At 67.7% G+C, this 19,025-nt stretch carries 22 protein-coding genes; 10 read left to right on the top strand and 12 right to left on the bottom strand.

The features are described from left to right. Window positions 1-3: 3 nt before the first annotated feature. The 3 genes from V3596_RS15325 to V3596_RS15315 form a co-directional block, all read right to left on the bottom strand. A complete protein-coding gene (locus V3596_RS15325) occupies window positions 4-240 on the bottom strand; it encodes a hypothetical protein (protein WP_334278653.1) in 237 nt (78 codons plus the stop codon). 3 nt (window positions 241-243) lie between these two features. Next, window positions 244-1,470: an OmpA family protein gene (locus V3596_RS15320; RefSeq protein WP_334278652.1), complete on the bottom strand. Its 1,227-nt coding sequence runs from the start codon at window positions 1,468-1,470 to the stop codon at window positions 244-246. Window positions 1,471-1,570: 100 nt separating this feature from the next. Further along, the gene (locus tag V3596_RS15315; RefSeq protein ID WP_334278650.1) at window positions 1,571-2,134 is read right to left on the bottom strand and encodes a sterol desaturase family protein; all 564 of its coding nucleotides are present in this window, start codon (window positions 2,132-2,134) and stop codon (window positions 1,571-1,573) included. A 160-nt stretch (window positions 2,135-2,294) separates the two neighbouring features. Here V3596_RS15315 and V3596_RS15310 point away from each other — a divergent pair, with 160 nt between their 5' ends. The 5 genes from V3596_RS15310 to V3596_RS15290 all read left to right on the top strand — a co-directional run bounded on the left by V3596_RS15310 (window position 2,295) and on the right by V3596_RS15290 (window position 5,574). Then, window positions 2,295-3,014: a Crp/Fnr family transcriptional regulator gene (locus V3596_RS15310; protein WP_334278649.1), complete on the top strand. Its 720-nt coding sequence runs from the start codon at window positions 2,295-2,297 to the stop codon at window positions 3,012-3,014. A gap of 84 nt (window positions 3,015-3,098) precedes the next feature. After that, on the top strand, window positions 3,099-3,791 hold the full coding sequence (locus V3596_RS15305; RefSeq protein ID WP_334278647.1) for a Crp/Fnr family transcriptional regulator: 693 nt from the start codon (window positions 3,099-3,101) through the stop codon (window positions 3,789-3,791). A 73-nt stretch (window positions 3,792-3,864) separates the two neighbouring features. Beyond that, entirely contained in the window at window positions 3,865-4,329 is a 465-nt protein-coding gene (locus V3596_RS15300; protein WP_334278646.1) for an RcnB family protein, read from the top strand. Window positions 4,330-4,450: 121 nt separating this feature from the next. Continuing rightward, the gene (locus tag V3596_RS15295) at window positions 4,451-4,609 is read left to right on the top strand and encodes a DUF3309 family protein (protein WP_334278645.1); all 159 of its coding nucleotides are present in this window, start codon (window positions 4,451-4,453) and stop codon (window positions 4,607-4,609) included. Between the two features lie 194 nt (window positions 4,610-4,803). Next, the gene (locus tag V3596_RS15290) at window positions 4,804-5,574 is read left to right on the top strand and encodes a GGDEF domain-containing protein (protein WP_334278644.1); all 771 of its coding nucleotides are present in this window, start codon (window positions 4,804-4,806) and stop codon (window positions 5,572-5,574) included. On the opposite strand, the gene V3596_RS15285 is transcribed toward V3596_RS15290, so the two are convergent. The 4 genes from V3596_RS15285 to V3596_RS15270 all read right to left on the bottom strand — a co-directional run bounded on the left by V3596_RS15285 (window position 5,575) and on the right by V3596_RS15270 (window position 7,435). Then, entirely contained in the window at window positions 5,575-5,928 is a 354-nt protein-coding gene (locus V3596_RS15285; protein WP_334278642.1) for a hypothetical protein, read from the bottom strand. Next, on the bottom strand, window positions 5,925-6,332 hold the full coding sequence (locus V3596_RS15280; protein WP_334278641.1) for a hypothetical protein: 408 nt from the start codon (window positions 6,330-6,332) through the stop codon (window positions 5,925-5,927). The genes V3596_RS15285 and V3596_RS15280 overlap by 4 nt, the downstream gene beginning before the upstream one ends. Beyond that, window positions 6,332-6,583, bottom strand: coding sequence for a hypothetical protein (locus tag V3596_RS15275; RefSeq protein ID WP_334278640.1), 252 nt, complete (start codon window positions 6,581-6,583; stop codon window positions 6,332-6,334). The genes V3596_RS15280 and V3596_RS15275 overlap by 1 nt, the downstream gene beginning before the upstream one ends. A 150-nt stretch (window positions 6,584-6,733) precedes the next feature. Then, entirely contained in the window at window positions 6,734-7,435 is a 702-nt protein-coding gene (locus V3596_RS15270; protein WP_334278639.1) for a sensor histidine kinase, read from the bottom strand. 32 nt (window positions 7,436-7,467) lie between these two features. On the opposite strand from V3596_RS15270, the gene V3596_RS15265 reads away from it, so the two are divergent. After that, complete coding sequence (locus V3596_RS15265; RefSeq protein ID WP_334278638.1) at window positions 7,468-8,106, top strand: response regulator transcription factor; 639 nt, start codon at window positions 7,468-7,470, stop codon at window positions 8,104-8,106. On the opposite strand, the gene V3596_RS15260 is transcribed toward V3596_RS15265, so the two are convergent. Then, complete coding sequence (locus V3596_RS15260; protein WP_334278637.1) at window positions 8,084-8,485, bottom strand: response regulator; 402 nt, start codon at window positions 8,483-8,485, stop codon at window positions 8,084-8,086. The two genes, V3596_RS15265 and V3596_RS15260, sit on opposite strands and share 23 nt — an antisense overlap. 192 nt (window positions 8,486-8,677) lie before the next feature. Here V3596_RS15260 and V3596_RS15255 point away from each other — a divergent pair, with 192 nt between their 5' ends. The 3 genes from V3596_RS15255 (at window position 8,678) to V3596_RS15245 (ending at window position 10,694) form a co-directional block, all read left to right on the top strand. After that, a complete protein-coding gene (locus V3596_RS15255) occupies window positions 8,678-9,496 on the top strand; it encodes a beta/gamma crystallin-related protein (RefSeq protein WP_334278636.1) in 819 nt (272 codons plus the stop codon). A 43-nt stretch (window positions 9,497-9,539) separates the two neighbouring features. Then, window positions 9,540-10,094 carry a hypothetical protein gene (locus tag V3596_RS15250; protein ID WP_334278635.1) on the top strand — a complete coding sequence of 185 codons (555 nt, stop codon included), beginning with the start codon at window positions 9,540-9,542 and terminating at the stop codon, window positions 10,092-10,094. Between the two features lie 147 nt (window positions 10,095-10,241). Beyond that, a complete protein-coding gene (locus tag V3596_RS15245) occupies window positions 10,242-10,694 on the top strand; it encodes a universal stress protein (protein WP_334278634.1) in 453 nt (150 codons plus the stop codon). On the opposite strand, the gene V3596_RS15240 is transcribed toward V3596_RS15245, so the two are convergent. Beyond that, on the bottom strand, window positions 10,649-12,145 hold the full coding sequence (locus V3596_RS15240; RefSeq protein ID WP_334278633.1) for a sulfatase-like hydrolase/transferase: 1,497 nt from the start codon (window positions 12,143-12,145) through the stop codon (window positions 10,649-10,651). The genes V3596_RS15245 and V3596_RS15240 overlap by 46 nt on opposite strands. A gap of 251 nt (window positions 12,146-12,396) precedes the next feature. Here V3596_RS15240 and V3596_RS15235 point away from each other — a divergent pair, with 251 nt between their 5' ends. Further along, window positions 12,397-12,921 carry a hypothetical protein gene (locus tag V3596_RS15235; RefSeq protein WP_334278632.1) on the top strand — a complete coding sequence of 175 codons (525 nt, stop codon included), beginning with the start codon at window positions 12,397-12,399 and terminating at the stop codon, window positions 12,919-12,921. On the opposite strand, the gene V3596_RS15230 is transcribed toward V3596_RS15235, so the two are convergent. From V3596_RS15230 to V3596_RS15220, 3 genes are all read right to left on the bottom strand, one after another. After that, entirely contained in the window at window positions 12,879-14,939 is a 2,061-nt protein-coding gene (locus V3596_RS15230) for a M66 family metalloprotease (RefSeq protein WP_334278631.1), read from the bottom strand. The two genes, V3596_RS15235 and V3596_RS15230, sit on opposite strands and share 43 nt — an antisense overlap. A gap of 65 nt (window positions 14,940-15,004) precedes the next feature. Beyond that, window positions 15,005-17,809, bottom strand: a complete 2,805-nt coding sequence (locus V3596_RS15225) for a M16 family metallopeptidase (protein ID WP_334278630.1) — start codon at window positions 17,807-17,809, stop codon at window positions 15,005-15,007. Between the two features lie 47 nt (window positions 17,810-17,856). Further along, window positions 17,857-19,023 carry an MFS transporter gene (locus V3596_RS15220; RefSeq protein WP_334278629.1) on the bottom strand — a complete coding sequence of 389 codons (1,167 nt, stop codon included), beginning with the start codon at window positions 19,021-19,023 and terminating at the stop codon, window positions 17,857-17,859. Window positions 19,024-19,025 lie beyond the last annotated feature (2 nt).

The following is a 19,025-nucleotide window of genomic DNA, read 5'->3' as shown; positions in this document are numbered from 1 at the left end:
CTCCTAGAGCCACCAGAGCGCAGCGGCCAGCAATGTCAGCACCAACACGCTGCTGACCAGGCGTGCGCTGCAGAAACCCAGCATGCGCTGGGCACCGCAATGCACGGCGGTCAGCCGCCCTGGCAGGCCGCGGCACTGGCGCACATGCTCGCCCAGAACCGACAACTCCATGGGCGAGGTGTCCGTGCTGTCGTTGCCACTGGCCGTGCTCCAGTGCGACGGAGTGAAAGCAGCGGCCATGGCTCAGCGCGATCCGACCACTTCGATTTCGACCCGGCGGTCCGGCTGCAGGCAGGCGATCAAACGCGCCGACGCCTGCGTGCCTCGGCAATCTGCCAGCAGCGTGATGGGCTTGCTTTCGCCATGCCCAGTGGCGGTGATCTTGCCCGCCGTCAGGCCACCGCTGCTCACCAGGTAAGCCTTGACGGCATCGGCGCGCTGCTGCGAAAGGTTCTGGTTGTAGCGCTCGGTGCCCAGACGGTCGGTATAGCCCTCGACATTGATCTGCTCGAACGTGAGTCCGCGCGTCTGGGCGCTGAAGCCGTCAAGGGCACTGCGGCCTTCGGGGCGCACAACGGCGTTGTCGAAGCCGAACAGCGATTCGGCCGAGAAGCTGACGCGCTGGCGCTGCGGCGGCGCGGGCGGCGGGGGCGGCGGGGGCGGCGGAGCCATCACCACCTGCAGTGCCGGCGGCGCGGGCGGCGGCATGACCATCGGCGGTTCGGCCTGGGCCATCACCGGCATGGGCGCAGGCGCCTCCGAGCGACGGGGCGCCGGACGCGGGCTGTCGAAAGGCATCACCAGGCCGACCGAGACCAGGTTGATGTTGCCGCGACCGCCAATCGCGTCATAGACGCGGTAGCGCTCGGCCTCGGCGCGTACCGACAGCGTCGAGGAGATCGCATAGTTCAGGCCCAGGCCGGCCTTGTAGCCCTTGCCGCGCGTCGTCGGGCTGGTGTTGATGGGCTGGGCAGAGCCGGAGCCTTCGAAGTGGTCGTTGGTGCGGCCATAGATGCCGCCCACCCGCGCCAGCGCCGAGAGGTTCTGGGTCAGCGGCACGCGCGCCACCAGGTCGGCATTGAAGCCCTGGGCGCGCAGGCTGCCGTTCAGGCGCCCGGGTGGCGTGACGTCGCCACCGAAGTTGAAGCGGCCGAGATTGAAATAGCCGCCTTCGATGGCCCACATGTCGCTCATCTGGTAGCCGAGTAAGGCCTTGTAGCCGGTGGCGGTGCGGTCGCGATCCAGGGTGGTGAGGCTCATACCCGCACCCATGCGGCTGCTGAGCAGGCGCGCTTCGTCAATGCGCGAGCGTGACTGGCCAACGGACAGGCCGCCATAGCCATAGCCGGCCTCCTGCGCCGTGGCGCTGAGCAGGGTCAAGGGGCCGAGGCCAGCCAGGGCCAGCAGGCGCAGCAGCGGGCGCTGCGAAGTACGGGGCGGGGCTGCGGCTGTGTGGTGGAACGATTTCATGAACAGTCCTTTGGGTCGGTTGTGAGCGTCGCGGTGTGCATGCATGACCTCACGCACCGAGTTGCCTTTATCGACGCCAAGGCCGCTGCGGGTCTGTGCGCTAGCGAACCCCCTTGCGCCAGCCGGTTCCCAGCAACTGGTCCCAGACGCCGGTGCTGACGCCGTAGCAGGCGGCCTGGCCCCCATGGTGGTGGGCATGCCAGCGTTGCCGGCGCAACTGCCAGGCCGGGCCTGGCCATTTTTTTGACAGGCCCTGGTGAGCCAGGTGGTGAGCCAGGCCGTAGAACAGATAGCCCGCCAACACACCGGCCATCAACGGCAAGCTGGGCCACAAGCCCAGCAGCACCAGCAGCGGCAGGAATACCAGCCCTGCAAACAGCGGCAGGCTGAACAGCGTGGGCAGGCCGTAGAGCGCACGCGGCCGGGCGTGGTGCACCGCATGCAGGCGCTTGAACGGCTCGATGCCATGCAGGACAAAGCGATGCACCAGGTACTCGATCAGGCTCCAGAGGGCAAAGCCCGCCAGCAGCGCGGCCAGCCATCCGGCCGGATGCGGTGCCGCGTTCCACAGGCTCAGGCTGACCAGCAGCAAGACCAGCGAGCCGTACAGCACGAAGTCGGCGCGATAGGTGCCCGGGCTTTGTTCCATCGACAGCAGGTCCATGCATCATCCCTCGTTGAACAGCAGCACAAGCTAGGTGGAGCCTCACGAATGGTCTGTGCGCTAGCGCACCAATGATCTGGCCGCAACTGCCTATAGTCGGCCTGGCGCTTTCCGATGCCACGCTGTGGTGTCGCCAGCCCCGCTGTCGCGCGAAGCCGCCATGCCAGAACGAATACCCCCTTTGAACAACCATCTGCTGGCCGCCCTGCCCGAGGCCGAGTTGCAGCGCTGGCTGCCTCAGCTGGAATGGGTGGCACTGCCGCTGGGCCAGGTGCTTTACGAGTCGGGGCGCACGCTCAGCCACGTCTATTTCCCGACCTCGGCCATCGTGTCCCTGCTCTATGTGCTGGAAAACGGTGCCTCGGCCGAGATCGCCGTGGTCGGCAACGAGGGCCTGGTGGGCATTGCGCTGTTCATGGGCGGCGGCTCGACGCCCAGCCGCGCCGTGGTGCAAAGCGCTGGCGAAGGCTACCGGCTGCGCGCCCAGGGCATGCGCGACGAGTTCGAGCGTGGCGGGCCGGTGATGCACCTGCTGCTGCGCTACACCCAGGCTCTCATCACGCAGATGGCCCAGACTGCCGTCTGCAACCGCCACCATTCGCTGGACCAGCAGCTCTGCCGCTGGCTGCTGCTGAGCCTGGACCGGCTGACCAGCAACGAGCTGGTGATGACGCAGGAGCTGATCGCCAACATGCTGGGCGTGCGACGAGAGGGCGTGACCGAAAGCGCCTTGAAGCTGCAGGCAGCCGGCCTGATCCGCTATGCGCGCGGCCACATCAGCGTGCTGGACCGGCCCGGCCTGGAGGCGCGCAGCTGCGAATGCTACGAGGTGGTGCGCAGGGAGTACGAACGTCTGCTGCCAGACCTGCCCGCGCGCTGACGCGAGCCATGCACTCTGTACGCTGGCAGACAGTCAGCAGAAGCACAGCCGTACAAGACTGGCGAATCACTGCCGGAGAGCCGCTTGTCCGAGCCCAGGAACGACCTGATTGCCCGCCTGCCCCGCCTCGACAGGGCGCGACTCCTGGCCGCCTGCCAGCCTGTGACCCTGGGCATGGGCGAGACTCTGTGGCAGCGCGGCGACATCACCAGCTACGCCTACTTCCCAGTGCGGGCCTATGTGTCGATGCTCACCAGGATCGATGCCCACCCGAGCCTGGAGGTGGGCCTGGTCGGCAATGAAGGCATGGTCGGCCTGCATCTGCTGCTGGGCATTCGGGCGGCCTTGCTCCAGGCCCTGGTGCAGGGCCCCGGACTGGCCTGGCGCATCGGCGCCGTTGCGTTCAAGCGGGAACTGTCCGTCAGCCCGCCTTTGCAACAGCTCTTGCAGCGCTACCTCTATGTGCGCCTGGCCCAGCAGGCCAATGCGGCCGGCTGCCTGCGCTTCCATATGATCGGCCCGCGCCTGGCGCGCTGGCTGCTGATGACGCAGGACCGCGCCCATGCCGACAGCTTCCAGATGACGCATGAGTTCCTGGCCAGCATGCTGGGTGTGCGCCGTGTCGGCGTCACGGCGGCGGCCGGGGCCATGCAGCGCGCCGGCCTGATCCGCTACCACCGTGGCGACATCCAGGTGCTGGACCGCCCAGGACTGGAAGCCGCCGCCTGCAGTTGCTACGCCAGCGAGCGCACCTCGCTGGAGGACTTTCTCGATTAGCGCCTGGGTTCGCCAGCGCACCGATGCGCAGGCTCGCCCGGCCTATGGTGCTACTACACCACCGGAGTCCACCATGACCCACAGTCGCAGCCTGATGTACCGTTCACTGATGCTGGCCCTCTCCCTGCTGGCGAGCGGCGTTGTCCAGGCCCAGGGCCCGCCGCAGCGCGAACGACAACGCGAGCGCGAGCGCGAAAACAACCAGCGCGAGCAGCGCGAGCAGCAGCGGCAGCGCCGGGACCAGCGCAATCACCATGAACAGCGTGACAACCGCGACGAGCGCGGCGAGCGCGGCCAGCCACGCTGGCGCGATGGCCGTGGCGGCTGGGACTCGCGCGGCGCCGGCCCCGACCACAGCTTTCATCGCGGCGACCGCCTGCCCAGCTACTACCGCAGCCGTACTTTTGTGGTGGAAGACTGGCGCGGCCACCGCCTGAGCTCGCCGCCGCGCGGCTACCACTGGGTGCAGACCGGCAGCGACTACCTGCTGGTGGCAATCGCCACCGGCGTCATCCTGCAACTGATCCTCAGCCAGTGAACGCCATGCACGAGCGTTGTTGCCACGCTGAGGCATCCTCCCGTGCGTGCGCTGTCGCACAGACCGGGCATTTCACCTGCCGCAGGCTGCGGCCTCTCCCCCTGAAAAGGAGCGCAACGCCATGTCTATAAGCGTACTGCTGTTGATCGTGCTGATCCTGATGCTGGTCGGCGCCATGCCCACATGGCCGCACAGCCGCGGCTGGGGCTACCTGCCAAGCGGTGCGCTGGGCCTGATCGTGGTGGTGCTGGTCCTGATGCTCCTGGGCGGCCGGCTCTGAAGCCCGACCGATCTGATGACTTGTCGCAAGGAGACTCCATGCTGAGCTCAGCCCCTGCCCCAACTTCTGCTGCCACCCTCTCCAGATCCTGGCCAGGCAATGCGCAGCCACCCGCACAGCCGCTGGTACTGAAACCGCAGACTGCGCTGCCAGGACCGCAAGTTCGCCCGCCGCCAGCCGACTGGGAGCCGCTGATGGAGGCGGTCAAGACCCGGCTCCGGCTGCAGGCAGGGCAGCGCCCCCATACTGACGACCATGCCGAGGCTGTTCGCTATCTGCGCCAGCAGATGCTGACCTGCGCGGTGGCGCTGGATCAGCTGCAGAGCGGCCTGGCCGGACACCTGGCCGAACAGCGCCTGCTCGCTCAGCAGGCACTGCACAGCATGCAGCTGGAGCTGGAGCAGGCGCAGGCCGAGCTGGCCGGCACCCAGGCCGGCGAGCGGCGCGCCCGCCACATGGCACTGCACGACACCCTGACCGGCCTGCCCAACCGGCGCTATTTCCGCCAGCGCCTGGAGCTGGCGCTGCGCCATGATGAGGGCACGCCGCCGCCCGGCATGGCCGTGCTCTTCATGGACCTTGACGGTTTCAAGGCGATCAACGACAACCATGGCCACCAGATCGGCGACGAGCTGCTGCGCGTCGTGGCCTCGCGCCTGAGCCGCGTGGTGCGACAGGGGGACATGATCAGCCGCATCGGCGGCGACGAGTTCGCCTGCCTGCGCCTGGACTGGCACAGCCGTGGCCAGCTGATCCAGCTGGCGGTCAAGCTTCATGAGGTGGTGGCTGCACCGCTGACCCTGGGCATCTTGAAGCTCAGCATCAAGCCCAGCATTGGCATCTCGCTTTGTCCGGCCGATGGCCAGACGGTAACCGACCTGCTCAAGGCCGCCGACCTGGCGATGTACCACGCCAAGCAGCAACACAGCGGCCATGCCTTCTTTGACCAGAGCGCCGCGCGCTGATCAAGACGGCGGTGGTCGCCGCAACAGCGTCAGCAGGCCCTCGAGCAAGCCCTGCTGTGCGATGCCGCTCAGCAACTGGGGCAGAACGGCGGGCAGCAGCGTTGGCAGCAAGGCCATCAGCGGCCAACGCCAGGGCCTGGCCGCCACCAGGCAGCCGCCCAGCGCGGCAGCCCCCATCACCAGCAACCAGGGGTGTTTGCGGGCGATTGGTTGCAGCAAGGGCTCCAGCGCTTCATTGGCCCGGCCGGCGGCGCGCTGCAGCAGCAGGCTCTCCAGCGGCAGGCCCGGGGATTGCAAGGCGGCACGCATCTTCTGGCGCGAGAGTTCCAGCCGCACAACAGCGGCGCTGCTCATGGCGTGGCTCCTTTCGAGGGCGGGGCCAGCAACTCTTGCAGCAGCACCTCGTCGGCGCGCAGTTGCTGCCGCAGGCGCACAAAGCAGCGCGCCTGCGCCCTGCCCGCCTGCTGCCAGCAAGCCAACCCGGCGAGCAGGGGCAGTAAAGGCAAGGCCAGCAACAGCCAGGGCAAGGGCATCTGCGCCAACGGCAATGCGGCCGCAAGCAGGCACGCCGTGCCCGCGAGCAGCAAGGCCATCGCGAGGCACAGGCCAGCGAGCAGATGCCAGATCAACTGACGCCGCCAACCGGCCAGTGCCTCGCCCGACTCTTCGCCCAGCAGTTGCACATAGGCCTGGCCATGCTCGGCCAGCAACTGCGGGCGCGCCGCCAGCATCTGCAACCAGGCAGGCCACATGCTCATCAATCCCGGCGCGAACGCGACAGCAGGCCGATCACGGTGGCCAGGGCTGCACCGCTGGCAGCAGCGATCAACACGGCCTTGACCGGCTCGGCGCGGATGTAGCTGACCGTGCTGTCGGAGGCCTTGTGGGCCTGCTCGCGAATCGCCGCGCCACTGCGATGGACCAGCTCCTTGGCCTGCTCGGCCGCGCGGCTGAACAGCGGTTGGGCATCGACGGTGTTGCCGGGTTCTATCGTGACTTCAGCTTTCATGGGGTTTCCTTCGCAATGAACAACAAGATGACTCGCAACGCCTTCGTTGCGATGGCCCCAGTCTCAGGCTCGCTGCCGTTGGCGACCATCGTCGTGACGGCCGCGCATTTGTCGGCCGACGCAGCGCCGCTGCGTAGGACAAGACCGACCTCAGGCCAGCGGCAGGCTGGCGCTGATCTGCGTTCCCTGGCCCGGCGCCGAATGGATCTCGAGGCTGCCGCCTTCGGCCTCGACACGGAAGCGCATGCCCGCCAGGCCATGGCTGGCGCTGCTGGCTGCGCAGGGCAGGAAGCCGCAGCCATCATCACGCACGCTCAGGTGCACCGGCTCGCCGGCCAGGGCCTGCAGCTTGATCCAGACCTGGCGCGCGCCGGCATGCTTGGCCACGTTGTTGAGCGCCTCCTGCACCAACCGGTACATGGTCAGCTCGGCGGCGGGCACCAGCTGGGTCGCCATCAGATCGCAATGGATCTGCAGGCCCGACTGCTCGCCGAACTCGCGCGCCAGGATGTCCAGCGTGATGGGCAGGCCCAGATGCGCGAGGGCCGAGGGGCGCAGGTCTTCGATGATGCGGCGCTTCAGGGCCACCACCGTGTCCAGCGTCTGCACCAGATGCGCAAGCCGCTCCAGCGCCTCGGGCGCCGTGTCGCCCAGGCGGGCGCGGATGCGGGCGGCGTCGAGCCTTGCCGAGGTCAGGAGCGCACCGAGTTCATCGTGCAGGTCGCGCGCCAGCCGCGCGCGCTCGTCTTCGCGCACCGTCTGCATGTGGCGGGCCAGCTCGGTCAACTGCGCCGTTCGACGTGCCACCTCGGCTTCCAGGCGGGTGTTCTCAAGGCCTTGCCGAATGCTCACACCAACTCCCGGATGCTGATTGGAGGCTGCCCATGATCAGGCTCGCCATCGTGGACGATCATGCGCTGGTTCGTGCCGGCCTGCGCCAGTATTTCAGCGAACAGGCCGACTTCGAGGTCGTGGCCGAAGCGGCCGACGGCCGTGCCGCGCTGGACATCGCGCGGCATGGCGAAGTCGATGTACTGCTGCTGGACATCGCCATGCCGGTGCATGGCGGCGTCGATGCACTGGCCGCCATCCATGCGCGCATGCCAGGCCTGCCGGTGCTGATGCTCAGCGGCTTTTCCGACACCCACTACGCCACAGCCCTGCTGCGCCAGGGCGCCAGCGGCTACCTCAGCAAGGACTGCGAGCCCGAGGAAATCGTGCGCGCCATCCGCGTGCTGGCGCGCGGCCGCAAGTACATTTCGGCCGGCGTGGCCGAGCGTCTGGCCGAGGGCCTGGCTGAGGATGCGGTAGGCGATGCCCCACTGCACAGCCGTTTGTCCGAACGCGAGCTGCAGGTCTTCCTGCGCCTGGCGCGCGGCGAGACCGTGGGCCATGTCGCGCAGGGCATGTGCCTGAGCGCCAAGACCATCAGCACCTACCGCAGCCGCGTGATGGAAAAGCTCAACCTCACGAGCAACAGCGAGCTCACCTACTACGCGCTCAAGCAGGACTTGATTCGCTGACTTGACCGGCGGCCAGCTCGGCGCAGTAGTCCAGCAGCGCCTCGACCTCGCTCGACTTGTCGAACACCCGCACCGCGCCCAGGCTCAGACAATGGCGGCGCATGTCGGGGCTGACGAAATTGCTGAGCACGACAAGTACCGGGCGCTGCGGGAGATTGCTGAGCGCGCGCAGGACCCCCAGGCCCGAGCCGCCGGCCAGGAAGAGATCGATCAGCACCAGGTCCACCGCATGGTCGGGCGCGGCCAGCCACTGCAGGGCCGACGCCTCGTCGCTGGCGCTGCCCAGCACCCGGACCGGCGCCAGCTCTTCGAGCGTTGCGATGAGGTGCTCGCGGATCACCGCGCTGTCTTCGATGAGATAGGTGTTGAGCGTTGGCATGGACGACATGTGGATGGCCAAAGCATGCCCGGACCCACGAGCAGCCGCCATCGGCAGCATGGCATTCGCCTTGTCAGCGCAGTCCTACAAGCCTCGTCCGGGTAGGACGCCACCTACCGGATATGGCGGCTCCGGCTGCTGTGCAGCGTGTGGCGCGACGGCCAGACTGACCGAGGTCTTTCGGAGAACCCTATGAACCCATCATTGAAGTACGCGCTGGCGCTTGCCGGCTTCGCCTTGGCCGGCCCTGCCCTGGCCCAGATCACATTCTTTGAACGCGGCGGCTTCGAGGGCCGCAGCTTCACCAACAACCAGGCCACGGTGCGCAACTTCGAGCGTGTCGGCTTCAATGACCGCAGCTCATCCGTGGTGGTGAGCGGTCGCGATCGCTGGGAAGTCTGCGAACACCAGAACTTCGAAGGGCAGTGCCGGGTCTTGATGCAGGGTCGCTACGCCTCGCTGGAAGCGCTGGGCATGAACAACAGCATCTCCTCGGTGCGGCGCATCGCCCGCAATGACCGAATCGACGACGACCGCTACGCACCGGCACCGCTGGTGGTCAGCGACTACCGCCGCCGCGGCCAGGAGCGCACCTTTCAGGCCGAGGTGACCTCGGTACGCGCCGTGGTCGGACCGAACAACCAGCGCTGCTGGATCGAGCGCGAACAGGTGGCGCCGGAGCGCCGCGGCGCCAACGTGCCGGCAGCCCTGATGGGCGCGGTGGTGGGCGGCATCATCGGGCACCAGATCGGCGGTGGCACCGGCCGTGACATCGCCACCGTCGGCGGCGTGGTCGCCGGTGCGGCACTGGGCTCCAACATCGGCCGCAACGAACAGGGCCAGCAGGTGGCCAGCCAGAACGTGCAGCGCTGCAGCAGTGTGCGCGATCAGGCCCAACCCTCCTACTGGGACGTCAGCTATGTGTTCCGCGGCCGCTCGCACCGCGTGCAATTGACCCAGCCTCCGGGCGACACCGTCACCGTCAACCGCGACGGCGAGCCGCGCGCCTGAGCTTCACCCCTTCCTCCTCCCCACACCTCAAAAAGGCAAGACCATGACCATGCAACACCAAGTCCGCACCTCCCTGGTACTCAGCGCCCTGCTGACGCTTTGGGGCAGTGCCAGCGCCGCACCGATGACCAAGAGCGAGTTCGACAGCGCCAAGACCCGTATCGGCGCCGACTACAAATCCGACAAGGCCGCCTGCGACAGCCTGGCCATGAACGCCAAGGACATCTGCATCGAAGAAGCCAAGGGCAAGGAGAAGGTCGCCTACGCCGAGCTGGACTTCACGTTCAGCGGCAAGCCGGCCGATCACACCAAGGTGCTCGTGGCCAAGGCCGAGTCGGCCTATGCCGTAGCCAAGGAACGCTGCGACGACAAGGCTGGCAACGACAAGGACGTCTGCGTCAAGGAGGCCAAGGCGGCGGAAACCACCGCGCTGGCTGACGCCAAGGCAGGCAAGAAGATCAGCGAAGCGCGCAAGGACGCCGCCGCCGACAAGCGCGATGCCGAGTACAAGGTTGCCGCAGAAAAATGCGAAGCCCTGGCCGGCGAAGCCAAGGCCGCCTGCGTGAGCGCCGCCAAGAGCAAGTTCGGCAAAGCTTGAGCTCTCACTGCCCGTTTCCACGATGAATCGGCCCGCCTTCAGCAAGGAGCGGCGGGCCGCTCTGTTCATGGTCCAAAAATTGACCCAACTCAATGCTCGCTCGCGCCCGCAGGGGGAGCATGGGCTCTGGTTTGCAAGGAGGCGCTCATGTACAGCAAGATCCTGGTGCCCATCGATGGCAGCCCCACTTCGGAGCTCGGTCTGGCCGAAGCGATCCGCCTGGCGCGCTTGTGCAATGCCAGGCTGCACCTCGTCCATGTGGTGGACATGCTCTCCTTCAACGCCTACCCGAGCGCGGGCCTGGGCATCACGCCCGAAGTCTTTGACCTGCTGCACCAGGGCGGCGAGCAGATCCTGCTCAAGGCCCGCGCCGGGGTCGAGGCAGCCGGCCTGCCGGTGGAGACCCAGCTCGCCGAGGGCTTTGCCCAGCGGGTGGCCGATGTGGTGACCGATGCCGCCGTCAAGTGCGGCGCGCAACTGATCGTGCTGGGCACGCATGGGCGCCGCGGCGTGGGCCGCGCCTTGCTGGGCAGCGATGCCGAGATGATCGTGCGTCAGGCCCCGGTGCCGGTGCTCCTGCTGCGCTCTCCCTCGGCCTGAGGCCGGTCCACCCACAGTCGGTGGAACAGGGGCGAGGGGCAGGCCAGCTGGGCATTGCTGCGCTCAAAGCCCTGCTGCTCCAGCAGCGTGGGCGGTTGTTCCTGCGCGAGCAGTGAAACACCCAGACCCAGGCGATGCGCCTGCGGCTGCCAGCGCAAGCCCAGGGCCTCAGCCAGCGTGGGCAGCACGTCCAGATGGCTGAACGTGCGTTGACCTGCCGCAGGCAGCGACTCGGCGCGGCCCTTGCCATCAAAGCGGGCCAGCGAGTGGAACAGGCTGCGATTGCGCCACTGCTCGTCGGTGCCGTCAAACAGCAGCGGCGTGGGGCCGACGTGGTCGCCCATGATCCAGACCAGCTTGCGTCGGCCATCGGCCTGCGAAGCAAAGCGCTTGGCCAGCCGCGCGACCACATGGTCGGTGCAGGCCAGCGCGCGGGCCATCTGCTCGTCGGCCGAGAGCTCGCCGTCTTCGGACTGGCCGCAGCCCGGGTCCGCCGTGCCTGAGGGGCCGTGCGTGTTCACGGTCAGCAGCAAGGAGGCGCGCGGCCTGTCGCCATCGCGCGGCCGCTGCATGTCGGCCCAGGCCTCCTCGGCCAGCTCCGCGTCCAGCAGGCCCCAGCCTTCGCCGGGCACTTCCACGCCCTGACCATGCCACTGCTCGCGGCCGAAGCGGCGCGCCACCTGGTGCTTGGACATGAACAAGCCCTTGCCAGCGAACTTCAGCGAGGCGCCACCGTAGAAGCTCAGCTCCCAGCCCTGGCGGGCGAGCACATCGGTGAGGCAGGCACCGCCATCGAAGAAGCGCGTCGAGTATTCCAGCGCATGGCGGCTCATCAGCCCCACCGGCTGCAAGGGCACGCCGCAGAGAGCGCTGAACAGGCCGCCCACCGTCCAGCTGGAGCCGCCCAGCGTGCGCATCGCGCCAAAGCGCTGGCCGCGTGCTCGCCAGTCGGCCAACTCGGTGAGGGCTGGGCCGTGAGCCAGGCGGGGCTCGGCATAGCGCTCATCCAGTGATTCGATGAAGACGATCAAGACGTCAGGCGCCGGGCCCGCCTGCTCGAACTGCTGGGCGCTCGGGTCCACATAGCGCTGCGCCATCGCATCGGCCTGAGCGTCATCGCAAGCGTCGTCCACCGTGGCACTGACCGAGAAGGCGGCGCCACCCAAGAGCAGCAGCCACAGGCCGCGCTGCAGCCGCAGCGAGATGCGGCGCAGGGCCCAGGTCGCCAACGCCGCGAGCAGCACGCTGCCGAACAGGTAGCGCAGGGCGCGCGAGATCATGCGCGGATCGGCATAGTCCAGCCCGCCGTACTGCAGATGAAAGACCACTTGGTCGAGCGTGACCGGCCCCAGGTATTTGCGCATGAAGGCGCAGGCGCTGACCAACAGGATCAGCAGAAAGATCAGAACGGGCGTGAGCCAGTGGCGCAACGCGGAGAATGCTTGGGGCACGGTGGGGAACAGGCACTGCCGAGAGGACGGAAGGGGCAGTGTGCGCAGCCGCTGTTGCCCGGCGGTGTGCCAAGGTTGCGCGCCAGGCGGCTTGGGTGAACAAAGGTAAGTTTGCGTTGCTGGGCACGCCCAGGCACCGGGCTGGGGCATCCGGGCGCCAGCCACACTTCACCTTTCTTGACACAGCCGCTACGAGCCTGAGCCTTGGCGCGCAGACACTGGGCTCATCCTTCACCCGACTGGCTTCCCACATGCCCAAGCTGCGCCAACTCGCCCTGCTCCTCTCCTGCCTGCTCCTGGCCTCGGCCACCCAAGCCCAATTCCCTCCCGGTGGTGGCATGGGTGGCGGCGGTGGTGGCCGTGGCATGGGAGAAAAAGGCGAGCGCCGCCAGCCGCCGCCGCAAGCGGCCGACAACCGGCCCGTGCAGGCGCCCGAGCGGCTGCGCGTCTGGCATGAACGCCTCGTGCAGTTGCGCCCGACACTGGCACTGCAAGCCCCGCAGGCCGAAGCCTGGGACGCGCTGCTGCGCGACCTGCGCGACCTGGCTGAATTGAACGAGCGCCGCCGCGACCGCAAGCCGCCGGTGTCAGCGCTCGTCGATGTGGACCGCGACCTGCGCCTGGAGCAGGAAGCACTCAGCGAACATGCGGCAGCCTATGCCGATGTGCGCCGCTTCCATCAGCGGCTGAAGGAGCTGCTGACCGAAGCGCAGTATCAGCTGGTGCTGGAGTCCTACAAGGCGAGCTTGCCGCCAATGCCGCCAGCGCGGCCCTGAGCAGCCGGCGAGCTGGCCTGCACGCGGCCGGATGAATCCAGCCACAGCAGCTGGCTGTTCAGGCCATCGGAGAAGCTGAGCTCAAAGCCCAGGACCTCGCCCTGCACCTGGACAGCCGCCTTGCCGCCGGCCAGACCAAAGCCCAGCACGCGGCGCCGGCCGTCGCTGCCCAGCTGGGTGATGCCGAGCTGCGGCCATTGCTGGGCATTCCATTGCATGCTCAAGTGCCCCCTGTCGATGGCAGCCTGCACCTGCGGCGCGGCCACTTGCTGTGCCCGGCGCTTGCCGGCCTCACCGGCCTCGCCCTGCGCATGCAGCACCTGGCCATCGCGGCTGATGCTGAGGCTGGCGATCGCACCGGGATGCGCAATGCTGAAGCTGAAATGGCGGATCTGCGGCGCATGCTCCAGTGCCTGGGCTTCGAATCGCCACTGCCGCAGTTCGCCGCTGGCCAGGTTCAGCGTCAGCGTGAACGGCCCGTCCGTGGGCAGATCGGCGATGCCGCTGTAGGCGCGCGGCGCGCCGAGCTTGGCACCCCTTGGGCCGATCTCGCCACTGACCAGCAGCAGCGCTTCGGGCTCGGCAGCAGCCCGCGCCGCACTGGCGATCTGAACGCCGGCCGCCGCCTTCGTGCTCGGCAGCGCGGTGCGCAGGCGCTGCTGGATGCGGCCGTAGTTGTAGTCGGAGAACCAGGCACCGCTGCAATAGCTCATCAGGTCGTGGTTGGCCAGGTCATTCGGATCGGTGAACAGCTTGGTGACGCTGTTGTAGCCCCAGACCATGCGGCTGCCTGCACCCATCTGCGCATTGGCATAGGGATAGAGCGGGTCCGGATTGGCCGGCTCGCCGCAGGGCGCATGTTGCAGGTTGAAGTTGTGGCCGAGCTCATGCTGCAAGGTGTCCAGCGCCGCTTCCGGGAAGGTGGGTCGGTCGTAGCCGACAGCCGCGCCACCGGGCCGATAGCCCAGGCCCACGGTACTGCCGATCACGTCCTGGCGCACGAAGCCGTAGTAATAGCTGCGGGCCGGCCGGCCTTCCAGCGTGCGCAGGTTGTTGACCTCGGTCAGCAGCTTGGACAGCGCATCGGTCCATTCTTCCTTGGCGGTGGGCTGCGCCGTCAGCGCGGTGGAGCGCAGCACGCCGCGGTTTTCCTGTGTCAGTCCCTGCACCGGTGAGCGGGCCCGGATGTAGTCGGGAATGCCTGCAGGAATCTGGGCCACGCTCTCGGCCACCTGCAGCGGAATGGCCACCAGGGTGATGGCAGGGCTGGGCGACACCATGGGTGCAATCTGCTGTGCCGGGGTCTGGCCCGGCAGGCTCACTACCAGGCGCACGCCGGGCTTGACCAGCTCGGCCGGCACGGTCGCGCTGTAGCTGTCCAGCAGGCTGACCGCGTCGGAGGCCACGGCAGGAATCGGCAGCAGCGGCGCCGCCAGCGCCAGCTCACGCAGCAGTTGCCCGCCCGCATCTTCGATGCGCAGCGTGCCGCTCGGTTTGCAGTGCATCGGCGCGGGTGCACGGGCATTGACCTTGACCAGCACCTCGCGCTCCTGCACCAGCTCCAGGGCCGCGTCCTTGCTGTCGAGCAGCATGACTTGCGCCAGCTCGACCGAGGCGATGCTCAGCTTGGATTCGTCAACCGCATTGACCTTCAGCGTCGCGGCTGTCGACTTGACCTGGCCGCCGCTATTGCTGACGGTCACGCTGTAGCGGGCGCCGTCGTCTGCCGTGCCGGCATTGATCTGCAGCGAGGCCTTGTTGGCGCCGGGGATGTCCTGATCATTGCGCTGCCACTGGTAGCTCAGCGGGCCGGTGCCGGACGCGATGACCGAGAAGTTGACGGCCTCGCAGCGCTGCGACTCGGCCGCGGCGGGCTGGGTCTGGATGCTGGGCGCGATCACGGTGATCGAGCTGCCATTGCTGCCGCCTCCACCTCCGCCGCCACAGGCGGCAAGCAGACTGGTAAGTGCAAGGGCGACGGCGCCCGGGAACGCGCTGCCGCGGAACTGTGACTTCATCTTCTTTCCTCCTGGGTGGCTCCGGTCTGCGCCGGATCGCCTGGGTGTTTGACGGGAATCGGCGTTCACTTCCTGTTGAAGTCGCCAGCCGTGCTGATCACGAAGCCTTCAGGCCTCACCAGCTTTTTCCAGGCCGCATTGGCCTGCGCCACGGTCACGGCCTGGAGCCTGGTTTCGGTCATGCCGTCCTGGCTCAGCCAGTCCTTGCCGATCTCGGCAAACCAGTTCAGGGAGCTGGCCAGGCCGCCATCGCTGGAGCGGCCCTGGCGCCAGCCTTCCAGCAGGTCTTTCTTGGCCCGCGACAGCTCGGCTTCGGTGATGCCATCGCTTGTCAAACGGGCCAGCTCTTCCTGGATCACCGCCAGCATGCGCTCGCGGTTTTGCGGCGCAAAGGTGCCACCAATGCGCAAGGCCGCGTCGCGGCTGAAGTAGTCGGCCTGCAAGCCGGCGCCCACGCCATAGCTCAAGCCCTCCTGCTGGCGCACGCGATTGCTCAGGCGGCTTTCCATGCCACCGCCGCCGAGCACATGCACGGCCAGCAGCATCGGCAGGTAGTCGGCGTCCTGGCTGCCGAGCTCGAAGCGCTGGCTCATCTGCAGCATCGCGCTGGTCTTGTCCTTGGCCTGCACATCGAAGCGCGCTGCGGGAATGACCGCCGGCTTCGTCACATGACGCACAAAGCGCTGCGCCTGCCGCTTCTTCCAGGCACCGAAGGCCTGCTCGATGGCAGCGTCCAGGCCCTCGGGCAAGGCACCCACCACGGCCACGCGGGCGTCATTGGCCGACCAGTAGTCGCGGTAGAACTTGCGCGCGTCGTCCAGCGTGGTGCGCTTCAGTTCGTCGATCTGTTCTTCCAGGCTGGGCACATAGTCAGGGTCGCCCGGCTGGGTGCCGCGCGCCTTGTTGACATGGCCTCGCGTGGCTTCGGAACGCAGGGTCTCCAGCTCCTGGCGCGAGGCATCGAGCCCAGCCAGGTTCTGCTTCCTGATGCGATCAAAGGCATCCGCCGGCAGCAGGGGCTGCTGCAGGACATCGGCAGCAATTCTCAGGACCGGCAAGAGCGTGTCACGCTCGGCGCTGATCGACACGGTCGCGCCCTGGTTGCCGCCACGGATCGAGAGGTTGGCCTTCAGCCGCACCAGCTCATCGCGCAGCTTCTGCTTGTCCCAGTTCGTGCTGCCTTCGTTCATCAGCTCGTCGATCATGTCGGTGCCCAGCGCCAAGGTGGTGGCACGGGGCTCACCCCAGCGCAGGCGCAACTGCAGCGTGACGGTGTTGCCGCGGGTCTGCTTGTTCAGGGTCGAGAGTTCGATGCCCGACGCGAGCGTGCGGCGCTGGCTGCGTGACTGCAGGTTCTGCACCGTCGGGTCGAAGCGCTCGCCCTCCTCGATCTTGGGCGGGCCTTGCAGCTGGGCCAGGCGCTCGTCGAGCGCCGGCGCGGCAGGAATGGCCACGCGCTCGACCTCGGTGGCAGGCAGGTAGCGGCCCACCGTGCGGTTGGCCGGGCGGAAGTAGGCCTTGCGGACGCGCTCGACGTCAGTGAGCGTGACCTTGGGCAGGTCTTCCATGATCTGGAACATCAGGCGCCAGTCGCCGGCGCCGAGCAGGGAGGAGATCTGCTGGATCAGCGCCTCCGGGCGCTTCATCTGCTCGCGATAGCCCAGCACCGCGATGTCGCGCACGCGCTTGAGTTCGGCTTCGTCAAAGGGCTTGCCGGTGCGGCCTTCCACCAGGTCCAGCAACTTCTGCTCGATCTTCGCAATGTCGCCATCGGGAGGCAGCACCGCCATGGCCTGCGTGCCGCCCGGCGCGTAGCCACCCAGGCCGAACAGGCCGGCGCCGACGGCCAGCTTGGTCTCGACCAGCTCCTTGTAGAGATGGCCGCTCGGCTGCATCGACATCAGGAGGCTCAAGACAATCAGCGGCGCGGTGTCCGGGTGGGCGATGGCGGGCACATGGTAGTAGGCCACCACGGCCGGCTGGCCGCCCACGCGCCGCACCACCACGCTGCGCTCGCCGTCCTGCGGCGGCTCCACCGTGTAGGGCTGAGCAATCGCCTCTGCCGGCTTCACCAGCGGCCCGAAGGACCTGGCGATCAGTTGCAGCGTCTTCTCGGTATCGAAGCGGCCCGCCACCAGGAGCGTGGCGTTGTCGGGCCGGTAGTAGCGCTTGTAGAAGGCCTGCAGCTTCTCGATCGGCACGTTCTCGATATCGCTCTTCGGGCCGATGGTCGAATGGCCGTAGGCATGCCAGTCGTTGGCCACGGCCTGCACGCGCTGGGCCAGCACCTGCATGCCGTTGTTCTCGCCACGCTCGAACTCGTTGCGCACCACGCTCATTTCCGAATCGAGGTCGGCCTTGGCGATGAAGCTGTTGACCATGCGGTCGGCTTCGAGGTCGATGGCGAATGCCAGCGTCTCATCATTGGCATTGAAGGAGGCGAAATAGTTGGTACGGTCCACGGTGGTGGAACCATTGGTGCGCATCGCGCGCTTGGCAAATTCCGCGTCGATCTTCTTGTAGGTGGGCGTGCCCTTGAACACCAGGTGTTCGAGCAAATGGGCCATGCCATATTCGCCTTGCGATTCATGGCGGCTGCCGACGCGGTAGGTGATGTTCACCGTCGTGGTGCTCTGCGCCTCGTCGGGGAAGAGCAGGATCTGCAGGCCGCTCTGCAGTCGGTACTCGCGGATGCCGCCGAGTTCGCGCACGAAGGTGGGCGCGGCGGCGAGGGCTGCTGGCTTCGCAGCAGGCTGCACGGCCACAGCGGCGGGTCGTTCCTGCGCAGGCAGTTGGTTTGCACATCCGGCCAGCGCCAGCGCGGCAGCCAAGAGGCTGAGACGGAAGATCTTTTGGCTTGTTGTTCTCATCACGTGCCCTGTGCTCCGGTATAGACGGCCGCCATTGTGCGCCGCCCTCAGGGGCTCTTGAGCGCGCGTGCCGGCCATTGCGCCAGCAGCAAAAGGCTGGCCATCAGAATCATCGGCGCGGCAGCACCAAGAGCACTTGCCAGCAGCCCGAAGCCCATGGGCATGGCCACCGTGGCGCTGTTGACCGTCAGCATGCGCAGGCCCAGCGCCTGGCCATGCCGGTCAGCCGGCGTGACCTGGTGCAGCATCGACAAGACCATGGGCTGCACCGAGCCCAGTGCGATGCCCAGCACGGCGGAGCCGAACATCAGCCCGGCCGTGCCTGGCAACCACGCGTAAAGGCCCAGCATCAGCATCGCCAGCAGCATGGCGCTGCGCAGGGCCTTCAACTCATGCAGATGCACGGCCCAGCGCACGATGGCCAGCCGCACCAGCGTGGCCGCCACCGCAAAGCTGCCCAGCACCAGGCCGATGCTGGAAGCCGACAGCTCGCGCGCATGGCCGACCACGGGCACGACAAAGCTGTGCGAATCCCAGCTGGCCGACAGCGCGATATTGACCAGCAGCAGTCGGCGCAGCGCCGGCATGCGCAGCAGGTCCCACGCGGGCCTCACCTTCGTGCCGGCCAGGGGCGGTGCCGGCGGATGACGCGGCACGCGCTGGGCCAGGCCCCAAGCCAGCAAGGGCAGCAGCGCAGCCAGGGCGAAGGCCGCGCGGAAACTCACATGGTCGATCAGCAGCCCCGCCATCACCGGCGCAATGGCGTTGGACAAGGCTGGCCCCAGCGCCACCCAGCTGAACACCTTCTTCAGCTGGCTGGCGTCGTCGGCCATCAGTCCGGCTTCCCGCTGGATGGCGACCGCCGCCACCGCGATCGCGCCGCCACTGGCCAGGCAGGACAGGCCCAGCGTCCAGATCGATTGCCAGCTCACCGCGACCAGGGCGCCACCGAGTGCAAGCAGCACACCGACACCCACCGGACGATGGAAGCCATGCTTGTCTGACAAGCGCCCCGCCCACAGCGACAGCAAGATGGGCGCCACCGCGAACAGGCTCAGGAGGACGCCCACCGTCCATTCGCCGTAGCCCTGCTTGAGCACCCAGAGGCTGGAAGCAACGCGCGTCACCGCCATGCAGGCGTGGATCGCGATCAGCGTGACGATGACGGCGGGAAAGGCCTTGCGCAGATCTTTCGGCGGCGCGGCGGCGTGCATCG

This window comes from Roseateles microcysteis, from assembly GCF_036880965.1.
Taxonomy (GTDB): domain Bacteria; phylum Pseudomonadota; class Gammaproteobacteria; order Burkholderiales; family Burkholderiaceae_C; genus JAUASW01.
This window is presented reverse-complemented; position numbering and strand designations above follow the sequence as displayed.